Source organism: Phormidesmis priestleyi ULC007 (genome assembly GCF_003003695.1).
Taxonomy (GTDB): Bacteria; Cyanobacteriota; Cyanobacteriia; order Leptolyngbyales; family Leptolyngbyaceae; genus Phormidesmis_A; species Phormidesmis_A priestleyi_A.
In genome coordinates this window covers 1-10565 of the sequence record NZ_PVWG01000078.1, presented here as the reverse complement: position 1 = coordinate 10565, position 10565 = coordinate 1, and the positions used below count along the sequence as shown (strand labels likewise).

10 protein-coding genes and 1 pseudogene are annotated in these 10565 nt (G+C 50.9%); 10 read left to right on the top strand and 1 reads right to left on the bottom strand.

Translation table 11 applies throughout. The features are described 5' to 3' along the window. Nucleotides 1-391: 391 nt before the first annotated feature. The 4 genes from C7B65_RS25970 (at nt 392) to C7B65_RS25950 (ending at nt 5294) form a co-directional block, all read left to right on the top strand. Nucleotides 392-628 (top strand): hypothetical protein, encoded by a 237-nt coding sequence (locus tag C7B65_RS25970; RefSeq protein WP_073074781.1) that lies wholly within the window; start codon nt 392-394, stop codon nt 626-628. Between the two features lie 488 nt (nt 629-1116). After that, a complete protein-coding gene (locus tag C7B65_RS29040; protein WP_073074780.1) occupies nt 1117-1998 on the top strand; it encodes a DUF4351 domain-containing protein in 882 nt (293 codons plus the stop codon). Between the two features lie 405 nt (nt 1999-2403). Beyond that, nucleotides 2404-3159: an IS1 family transposase gene (locus C7B65_RS25955; protein WP_073074778.1), complete on the top strand. Its 756-nt coding sequence runs from the start codon at nt 2404-2406 to the stop codon at nt 3157-3159. Then, entirely contained in the window at nt 3150-5294 is a 2145-nt protein-coding gene (locus tag C7B65_RS25950) for a plasmid replication protein, CyRepA1 family (RefSeq protein ID WP_317615841.1), read from the top strand. The genes C7B65_RS25955 and C7B65_RS25950 overlap by 10 nt, the downstream gene beginning before the upstream one ends. Nucleotides 5295-5934: 640 nt before the next feature. Here the strand turns inward: C7B65_RS25950 and psbA are convergent. After that, the gene (gene psbA, locus C7B65_RS25945; protein WP_073074776.1) at nt 5935-7017 is read right to left on the bottom strand and encodes a photosystem II q(b) protein; all 1083 of its coding nucleotides are present in this window, start codon (nt 7015-7017) and stop codon (nt 5935-5937) included. A gap of 136 nt (nt 7018-7153) precedes the next feature. Here psbA and C7B65_RS25940 point away from each other — a divergent pair, with 136 nt between their 5' ends. The 6 genes and pseudogenes from C7B65_RS25940 (at nt 7154) to dinB (ending at nt 10543) form a co-directional block, all read left to right on the top strand. Then, the gene (locus tag C7B65_RS25940) at nt 7154-7363 is read left to right on the top strand and encodes a hypothetical protein (protein ID WP_073074775.1); all 210 of its coding nucleotides are present in this window, start codon (nt 7154-7156) and stop codon (nt 7361-7363) included. Between the two features lie 368 nt (nt 7364-7731). Beyond that, on the top strand, nt 7732-8544 hold the full coding sequence (locus tag C7B65_RS25935) for a glycosyltransferase family 2 protein (protein WP_073074774.1): 813 nt from the start codon (nt 7732-7734) through the stop codon (nt 8542-8544). A gap of 137 nt (nt 8545-8681) precedes the next feature. Continuing rightward, nucleotides 8682-8840 (top strand): hypothetical protein, encoded by a 159-nt coding sequence (locus tag C7B65_RS28185; protein WP_181314508.1) that lies wholly within the window; start codon nt 8682-8684, stop codon nt 8838-8840. Further along, complete coding sequence (locus C7B65_RS25930) at nt 8840-9355, top strand: hypothetical protein (RefSeq protein WP_073074773.1); 516 nt, start codon at nt 8840-8842, stop codon at nt 9353-9355. Before C7B65_RS28185 ends, C7B65_RS25930 begins: the two co-directional genes overlap by 1 nt. A gap of 107 nt (nt 9356-9462) precedes the next feature. Beyond that, nucleotides 9463-9745, top strand: a pseudogene (locus tag C7B65_RS25925) (HU family DNA-binding protein). Nucleotides 9746-9766: 21 nt separating this feature from the next. Then, on the top strand, nt 9767-10543 hold the full coding sequence (gene dinB / locus C7B65_RS25920) for a DNA polymerase IV (protein ID WP_083583203.1): 777 nt from the start codon (nt 9767-9769) through the stop codon (nt 10541-10543). The last annotated feature ends 22 nt before the right edge of the window (nt 10544-10565 follow it).

Below are 10565 nucleotides of genomic sequence, written 5' to 3'. Positions count from 1 at the left end.
TGCTGTCGAACTCTGAGAATTTGTTGTTCTCGTTCTGCGATCGTCATGGAAGGGCTCCTGCTTCGAGGGGCTTCCCCGTTCTAAGCCCTTTTCTCCCCTCGCTCCTCAGCGCGAATAATTCGTGACACTAACTAATTCCGTTGCCGCCGTATTGAGCGATTGCTCGACGTTCTCGGTGTCAATGTAAAGTGGCATCATGGTAAAGCTCCTTGTTGGAGTAAGGCACCTGTTGGGTTTAGCGACTTCGGCAGGTGCCTTTGGTTTATGCTTTTATTTTAGCGTGTTAACACGCATCCCGCAACTGTTTAAGGTTTTTAATGATAAGTATTTGTGATTGCAGTGAGCGATTTTATAAGCGTGTTAACATGGTGCTACTCGTTTCCATCAACTCATGCCGTTAAAGAATCCACACCAGCGATCTCAGGGTGGCACTTTCACCCAAATCGGTGCAGAACCGCTGTCCAAGAAAGTTCGTGGAGTGCGTCTGCCACAGTCGATCGATGACGAGTTGGAATTGATGCCGACTGAGGAGCGGGCAAGTTTCATACGGGCGGCAATCGTCCAAGCGGTGCAGCAGAAGAGAGCGTTGCAAGATTCAGGCTCGATCGAGGTAGAAGAGTCTGATTAACCGGACTCAATCTAAACCAAGTGGTGGAGTCAGCGATCGTCAATTTCCTGGATATGGATGCCGTGACGTTCACAAGAAAAGCACCGTTGAAAACGCGATGCTTAGATTAAAGCTCAGGGCAGCAAATTTGGATGTTGAAGAGTAGGAATTGCCAGCACCGCAGATTTCAACTTAGGCGAGGACGTGCTTTTACAAAAGATTGAGAGCGAGTCCTACAGGATTTTCTTGTGTAAAAGAGAGCGATATTGCTCCCTCATTACACAAGAAATAAGTAAGGCGGAATGCTGACTCGATGGGGTCAACAACCTTCGTTTTCTGATTGGTCAGCAGCAGAAGCATTGGCTGTTCAGGCAATTTGTCCTCTCTACACCCAGAACGCGTTCTAATCTGTAAGATTGGGATCGCTAACCTGAGCAAAATTACGCCACATCGGGTTGATCGACCGCTGTTATTGATCCTGATCCCTCTACCGTTGTTTCCTCAATGACATGGCTCAAAATACGTTTGATCAACTATCCAAGCAATATTTAGAAGAGTTTCTCGCCCCGATCGACACCGTGCAACGTCAGTATGAAATTCCAGGAGAAGCAAAGTTTGTTGACCTGTGGTTTGTGCCTAATTCGGAAGCGGCTCAAACTGATGATTTGGGACTTCTAGGACGTATGGTGCAGAAACCTTGCCTGTTTGAACCCTATCGGAATACACCCACGCGAACCGATGTCCGGGTCTCGGTGATGAAGCTGGTCTGGATACAGGAAGACGAACGGCGCAAGGCGCAGCTCGATGTCCTACCCGAAGATGCACTGCCGATGCTGTGGGTTTTGGCAGCAACTACGTCTAAGCCACTGCTCAGTGAAGTGGGTGGAGTCGTCAAATCGGATTGGCTGCCAGGAGTCTACTTTCTTTCAGACCTCTTTAAGACGGCGATCGTGGCGATCGACCAACTTCCAGAGACGGAAGAGACTCTGTGGGTGCGAATTTTGGGTCGAGATGAGACGCAAGAGCGAGCGATTCGGGAGGTGCTGGCGTTGCCACCGACCCATCCGCGTCGGAATGGAATTTTGAGACTGCTGGCAAGTTGGAAGGTTAAGATAGACGTAGGCGGTAATGAGGACTTTACAGGACGGGAGGCACTGATGGCATTATCGGAAGCATTTTTGGAATGGGAACAACGGACTGGAGAGCAGGCGGAGCGATCGCTGATCTTACGACTATTAACTAAACGGGTGGGAACCGTTTCGGATGCTGTGAAATCTCAAATTGCAGAGTTGCCTTTGGCACAACTGGAGGAGTTGGGCGAGGCATTGTTAGACTTTTCGAGTGGGACGGACTTAAGTGCTTGGCTCGCCGCTCATGCGAGTGTGGAGTGAAGGCAAAATTGCAACCGATAGATTGGCTCAATTCAGACCATCTCGTAAAGGTTGACCTTCTGAAATCTCGTTATCTACAAGCGAGTCATTCAGCTCAATGGGAGAGCTTCGCCTTGAACTTGACGCGGATTCAAACCCTGGCTGAGAGTGGAACAGATGAGCAGGTCGCAAAACATCTGGTCAGAGAGAGTCAGCTCTTCATTGAGTAGCTCGTCCCCAGCATTAACTTAGAGGTTGACGCGACTGAACTAGTGAATCTTCAGCGACTACTCAGCCAGTGGAAACTCGATTGGTCGGAGATTTGGGAAAGCGAGACAGAACGGCAAGGTAATGTCCTAAATGTGTTGTTGCGGCTAAGAGAATCTGCTGAAATAGAGAAGTGAACTCATTCAATCCTTCAGCATCATGGTTTTAGAGCCCATTCATTGTCCGGATTGCGCTGGCATCGAGGTGATTAAGCACGGCACGACTGCCGCAGGCAAACAGCGGTATCGCTGCCAAAATTCCGACTGTGAGCGCAGCACCTTTATTCAAGAGTACAGTTATGCAGCTTACGGTTCACAAGTGAAGCACCAGATTAGTGAGATGGCAATCAATGGCAGTGGCATCCGAGACACTGCACGAGTACTCGGCATTAGCACGACCACCGTGATGGAAACGCTTAAAAAAAGTCCTCGATTGAGGGCAGTGAATGAAGCGGTGTTAGCGGCGCTGGAACCAACCCAAACGATGGTTCGCCTCTGCCTTGCAGACGATTGCGAAGTGGAAGCCGAAGTGGCTGAAATGTGGAGTTTTGTCCAATCCAAGACTCAACAGCGCTGGTTGTGGTGGGCGATTGATCATACGACAGGTCATGTATTGGCATATGTGTTAGCAGACCACAAAGACAAAGCTTTTCTGGAGTTGAAAGCGCTGTTGGAGCCTTTTGGCATCATGCAATTCTATAGCGATGGCTGGGGGGCGTATGAACGTCATATCCCTCCTGTGTTTCACACGGTTGGAAAGCGGAACACTCAGCAGATCGAGCGGAAGCATTTAACCTTGCGAACCCGAATTAAGCGATTAGCGCGAAAAACGATTTGCTTCTCTAAGTCAATTGTGATGCACGATGCGGTCATTGGACTGTTCATCAATCGCATCGCCTTTGGACTATCCATCTAGACCCGAACAACACGTCTAGGACATTACCCAAAGGAACTGGGAAAACAAAGTTTGCTGCCTCCCTGGTGGTCAATGCCGAAAAAGTCTTAGCCGCAGGACACCGCATCGCCCTGATGCGAAACCTTTCAGAACGCTTGGGGCTAGACTACAAAGGCGACCTCGACAAAGTAAACGGGCAGTTTATCAATGGCAGTGCCTACACGCTGAGAATTGGACTATGCGTCGATTCGTTCCTGGCAATCAACCCGGAATCTTTTAGAGGCTGTGTCCTGGTTTTAGACGAAGTGGTTCAGGTAGTGCGACATCTCCTCACGTCTTCAACGTGCGGAAAAGACGGGAAGCGACCCGCACTATTGGCAAAGCTTAGAGAATTGGTGACTGTGGCTCGCCTAGTGGTGGTCGCAGACGCTGACCTCGATAATGCAACCTTGCAGTATCTCGCAGACCTGCGCGGGGATGATCTGCCTGTGTTTTTGCTTCGCAATGACTACCAACCCAAAGGCTACCCGGTTCAGTTCATTCAATCTCCTGATCGAACGGCGATCGTCGGGCAACTGATTCGCGAGATCAAAGCCCTCGACTCTGGGAAAGTGCTGTTGGTGGCAACCGATAGCCTTCGCACCGCCAAGGCTATCGCGCGCCTAATCGCTCAAGAATCCCCAGAGAAACGAGTGCTGTGTATCAACTCAGAAACGAGCGGGGATGACGTTGAACGTTCGTGTATTCAAAATCCTGACGCGGTTTTAGAACGCCATGAACATGACGTAATGATCTGCACACCTTCAATGGCAACCGGGGTCAGCATCGAAGCTCAGGGCATCATTGCCAGAGTCTATGGCATTTTCACTGGAGCGTCCTCGACCGACGCAGACATGGCACAAGCGTTGGGGAGAGTGCGAGAACCCGTGGAACGGATTGTGTGGTGTGCAAAGCGAGGGTCTAACTTTTGCAAGATTGCTCGATCGACCAACGCTCTGGAGTTGAAGAGTCTTCTGCAACAGAGAACGAGCGCAACGGTGAGCTTGATTCGCTCCAACTTACGAGAAGATCTTGTGGGCAGCATCGAAGGTTACGATTGGCGGTCTGACCCGCACGTTAACTTGTTTTGCCGCCTTGAAGCCGAGCGAAATCGCTCCATGTGGCACTTGCGAGACACCCTACTGATTAGACTAAAGTTTGAGGGCAATCAGGTCATGGTAGAAGATCGAACCGCTGATCCGGCTGCCAGAATTCTACTTAAGCAAGCCAGAGACGAACTAAAACACATGGATGCAGAATCGCTTGTAACTGCCAGAGTCTTGAGCTATCTGGAAGTGGCAGATCTGGAGAGTAAAGAAGGCATCGACCCGGAAGACCGGATGGCGATCGCGCGTTACTACCTGTGCGAGTTCTACTGTCTGAATCCAGAGTCGCTAACGCTCTCCGATGTATTGGCAGACAAAGACGGCAGGCGGCGCGGGGAGCTGCTGAACCTAGAAAATCAGATGTGTCCCGGTTTAGCGGTTGATCGCACTGCTAGAGCTTTAGAAAAACAAGCTGGCTGGAATCAGGGACTCTGCCCGTGGGATATCTCAGGGGTCGAATTGCGACGGCTTCTGCGCGAAAAGCTAGGGCTAGAAGAGTTTCTTACTCCGACTCGTGAGTGGACTAAATATGACCTGAAGGACTGCGCTGATCAGATTCGTGCTTACAGCCAGCAGGTAAAGCTACTGCTCAACTTCACGGTCAACCCAGAAACATCCAACGTCCAACTCGTTCATCAGATGCTCTCTCAGATGGGAGTCAAGGTTGCGTTCCGATGGTCACGCTCAGTGCTAGGGCACGAAGGGGAGAAACTGAAAGTTCATCGGCTCGATGCTGGTCACTGGCAAGCTACAATCGATCTCCTGAACCGCCGCGAAGCCAAGCGCGAAGCCTATCAGCAGCGGGTTCCCGAATCTGGATCACCTATTTATTATGAAAGCAGTAAAGAAGTGGGCGATCCAGGAGATCAGCTTCTAGAACTGGCTCAATGGTTAACGGCAGAGGCTCTAAAAGAGATTCGTGAACTTTGGGAACTAGCAGACTGCGCCGAAACGAAGGAGTCCTTGAGACAGGTCATCCCGATCGAGGTTTTAGAGAGGGCGATCGCCTAATCTCATTCCCTCCTACAGGCGGAAGAATCTGGATGCGGCATCTGAATCTGAACCAGAGTTAGCCGCCCTGACCAACTACGTGCTCTCAATCCCCGATGACGTGGTTTCAAAAATTTTGCGACGGTCCGTTAACCAAGCATCGGAGGTCATTTGTCACGTCCTACGCTTTTTGTCGTCGATCCCGCGCTTGGTGTCGTGTGACTTGAACGACAAAAACGCCTACTGGCTATAGTCTTGGGTGTTGTAGTATGGCAACTTTTAAGCATCCCGCGCTTTTTGTTGCGAGATTTTTCTGCGTCGTTGCGCGCTCTTTGTCGTGCGTGCAGACTTTTCGTGCTGGAGTTTCGCGCTTTATGTCGCGTGAGGCATAGAATCAGGCGTGTTCTGAAGTTTGGGCAGAATCGATGAGTGATTTACGCGTGGAAACATCACTCATCGATTCTGCCCACATTCAATCGTGCAATTGTCGTTACCGATTGCCCCACTGTCGCTGCAAGAAGCCGAGGGGCAATGGAAAATCGTGGCGGTGGAGCCATCAATAGAGGTACAGCAACGGATCGAGGTGATTCATTAAAGATTTACATTAAAAAGGTGTTCCTCATTTGAGAAACACCTCTTAATTAAAGTTCAACCGTTCAGCTTAACCGTTGATAGCAGGAGCAGAGAGTGCGACAGGGGCAGCATCTCCAGCAGCCAAGTCGAGAGGGAAGTTGTGAGCATTCCGTTCGTGCATCACTTCCATGCCCAAGTTGGCACGGTTGATCACGTCAGCCCAGGTGCTCACCACTCGACCCTGGGAGTCGATGATGGACTGGTTGAAGTTGAACCCGTTCAGGTTGAATGCCATCGTGCTGATGCCCAAGGCGGTGAACCAGATGCCGACCACGGGCCATGCACCTAAGAGGAAGTGCAAGGAGCGGCTGTTGTTGAAGGAGGCGTATTGGAAGATCAACCGACCGAAGTAGCCGTGCGCTGCCACAATGTTGTAGGTCTCTTCTTCTTGTCCAAATTTGTAGCCTGCGTTCTGTGATTCGTTCTCGGTGGTCTCTCTCACCAGCGAGGAGGTCACGAGTGAACCGTGCATGGCGGAGAATAAGCTACCGCCGAAGACTCCAGCCACTCCCAACATGTGGAAGGGGTGCATCAAGATGTTGTGCTCTGCCTGGAAGACCAACATGAAGTTGAAGGTGCCGGAGATGCCAAGAGGCATGCCGTCAGAGAAGGAACCTTGTCCGATCGGGTAGATCAAGAAGACTGCGGTTGCGGCTGCAACAGGTGCGGAGTAGGCGACGCAGATCCAAGGACGCATGCCTAGACGGTAGGAGAGTTCCCATTCACGTCCCATGTAGCAGAAGATGCCAATCAGGAAGTGCAATACAACCAGTTGGTAAGGTCCACCGTTGTAGAGCCACTCGTCTAAAGAAGCAGCTTCCCAAATGGGGTAGAAGTGTAAGCCGATAGCGTTAGAAGAAGGGACGACTGCACCAGAGATGATGTTGTTGCCGTACATCAAGGAGCCTGCGACTGGCTCGCGGATGCCGTCGATGTCTACAGGAGGGGCGGCGATGAAGGCGGTGATGAAGCAGATGGTGGCAGACAGGAGGGTGGGAATCATCAGGACTCCGAACCAGCCGACGTACAGGCGGTTGTCGGTGCTGGTGACCCAGGAGCAAAACTGCTCCCAGAGGTTGGCGCTTTCGCGTCTTTGAATCGTGGTGGTCATAGTGAATAATTGCGAGGTTGTGTTCCCTTCGGAACGGGATGTATAACCTAAGATTAACGGAAATGTTAAGGGATGTAAAGTTATGGCAACACTGCAATCCTGATGAGTGCTATGAGCAGCGCTAATATCCAATGAAGTGGTAGGCGATCGCGTTATCCGTAATGCAGCGATTACAGCAGCGATAACTGCTCTGCTTGCTAAGGCAGGAGCCGCAGTCATCGCGGCAGCGATCGCGCTCACAGTTCAAGTGGATGCGATTGAACCTGATGCCTTTCTGCATCAGATCAAGGCTTGCGTAGACCAGATCGCTGCGTCGATTTCGTCAGACTTGCTGCGGTTAGACTGATTGGATACCTTTATTGATCGGAGACGCGCTAGAACAAATTATGTCGATAGGCAATCCACCCGCATCGCTCAAAGATTGGGAAGGCAGTTTGCCTTGGGTGGTTCCAAGCGTATTCTGGAGCCTCTATGCGTTTCTGCATTCTCCCCATGACTATTGACGAACGGTGTGTAGGGCGATTTTTGGAGGTGGAGATGCAGATCCGATTGCAGCAATGGACTGAGAGCGATTTCCATAGGGGTGTCTAATCGCCTGACGGATCAAGGAAGGTCGGGCTACAAAGCGTTGATCACACTGGTAGATTTAGGATTCCACCTAATGCGAGTTCGACCAATGAGCGATGAAAAATCAATGCTCTATCGGTGGGCGACATGAAACTTAGCTTAATCACTGCCACCTACTTTCGTTCAGAACTCCTGCGAGATCGCGCACTGCCCAGCGTTCTAAACCACTCGGACTGCGAGTTCGAGTGGATTGTGGTAAACGACGGCAGGGATGCTCAGACCCGCGAACTGATTCAATCGTTGCAGCTGAATTGTTCGCTGGTCTACTTAGAACTAGAACATCCCTCTGCGGGGTTTGGATTGTGTCACGCTCGAAATTTGGGACTGTCCGTGGCAACGGGTGAGTGGGTCGCTTATCTTGATGATGACAACGCAATTGCACCGACATTTGTAGCTGAGACGACGGCGTTCTTTCAGCAGTATCCCCAAATGCAGTTCAGTATGGTGCAGCAGAGCCGCAGACGAGATATCGTTCGGAATGGGGAGATCATCAAGCAGGGGCAGCCTTTCATTTCGCCTAGTGCTGGCTGTACGCCAAGGGATTTAGTGCAGCAGCGAGAACTGTTCGACAGCAATGGCTTTACGCATAGACGAGAGAATGCGCCCCACTGGAATCCTGGATATAGAGTCTTCGTAGACTATGAGTACTTCCTTCAATGCCTCGTTCAGTGGGGAAGCGATGGCTTCTCAGTTCACTCCGATGTGCTGGTGGATTACGTTCAGTCTTCAGATGGAGTGATTGGGCGATCGAGCTACGGCGAGTGGGCAGATGAACTGTGCCGATTACTTCAAGGTGGCTGCGATGCACTTACAGAGGCAGACGTGAACGTTCTGAAACAGTTAGTGCAGAAGTGGCACGATCGAGAAGCTCAGAATCAGCGCATTTCAGCATTTAACTGACCAACCTCTAAAGGTTCCTAAGTGCTGGGTCATATCTAGCAGGTGCTGGGGACGTAACTCCGCAGGGCTGTTGGATTGAAAGCGGACCCGTTAAAGGGCGACAATTTCGACAGGCATGGTGACGAAGTTAAAAGCCAATGTTTCCGTCGAAGCGCTGCCCTGGTGAGTGGGTGAAGACCTGCTACATCGGTGAGGAGGGCGGAGCCGACTATAAAGCGGCGATTATGGCTAAAGAGCGGCGCAATCGATTGAAGTGGATCGAGCCACTGATTCAAAAACTGATGGAGGAGGCGTAATGGTTGGATTTGGAAAGCCTAAACAGGATGACGATCAGAAGCTCATTGATCGAATGGTTCGCCACTGCTGGAATCGAAACCCAAAAGCGCTCGATCGTCTCTTAGATTCCCTTCATGTCGGTCATCCACCTCGCGAGAGTGAGCGACTCAGTTATGTCCTGACACAGGGGACTCTCGATCAGATTCAGTCTGACCTCGATACACTGAGTTGGTTTTGTGGATATATGTGCGACGAGATCAACACCCGCGAGGATGGCAATCAACCTCTGCCCATCACGCAGTTGGCAAAAAAACTGATTGAAGCGGGGATGCAACCGTTTGAAGATTTTGTGCCCTATCCCGGTCGGCGGCTGGTCATTATCAACGATGAGAAGGCGAAGAGTTTACCGGAGACACTACAAGCTGAGTTAGAGGAGCGGTTTGAGTTGAGGAAGACATCGAGTGAGGAATTGCAGCAGATTAATGAGGCGATTCGGGAGGAGTTGAGGGTGACAGAATCCTCAAACGATGAATGAGAGATGGCTGAGGTAGAGATTCTCATGGAAACAGAGAACCTCATAGTACACTTGCACCCTTTACGCTCCTGCTCTACAATGGCGGCGTTGTGTTGAGGACAAAGGCGATGAATAAAGGTGAACTCGTGGATGCCATTGCTGAGAAGGCAGAGGTCAGTAAGAAAGATGCTGATACTGTTTTGACGGCAATTATTGAGTCGATCGTAGAGGCGGTTTCCTCTGGCGATAAAGTCTCACTGATTGGGTTTGGCTCGTTTGAACCACGGGATCAGACAGGCGAGAGAGGGACGCAACCCCAAGACGGGGGACAAGATGACAATCGCGGCGACTCGGATTCCTGCCTTTTCTGCGGGGAAAGCCTTTAAAGAGAAAGTGGCACCGAGCGACTAATTAAAACGATGAGGCAAAGGGATGCGAAAAATCATCCACGTCGATATGGACTCTTTCTACGCCTCAGTGGAGCAGCGAGATCAGCCGCGCTATCGGGGTCAACCTGTGGCGGTGGGTGCAACTCCGAATCAACGAGGCGTGGTCTGTGCTGCCAGCTATGAGGCGAGGAAGTTTGGCATCCACTCTGCAATGTCGTCACGGGTGGCAATTCAGCGCTGCCCTCACCTGATCTTTGTTCCCCCTCGTTTTGAAGTCTATCGAGCCATCTCTCAGCAGATTCGCGCCATTTTTGAGCAGTACACCGATTTGGTCGAGCCTGTGGCATTGGATGAGGCGTATCTCGATGTCACAGAGAATAAGTTGGGGTTGCCCTATGCGACGACGATCGCACGAGAAATCAGAGCTTCCATTTTCACAAAAACAGGCTTAACCGCATCGGCGGGCGTGTCCTTCAATAAGTTCTTGGCAAAGATGGCATCGGGGATGAATAAGCCCAACGGACAGATGGTGATTTTGCCAGAAGATGCTGAGAGGTTTGTTGAGTCGTTACCGATCGAGAAGTTTCACGGCATCGGTAAGGTCAGCGCGATCAAGATGCACGAGTTGAATATTCACACGGGAGCCGACTTAAAGCAGCGTTCTAAGCTTGAGTTGGTGCAGCACTTCGGAAAGGTTGGACACCACTATTTCAAGATCGCCAGGGCGCAGGATGATCGGCTGGTTGAGGCGAATCGAATTCGTAACTTGAGTGTTGTGATGTCGAGGGAGAAAAATCGAAGTCCTTCTATGGCGGGATGAACAGGAGTGAGGAATGCGGGAA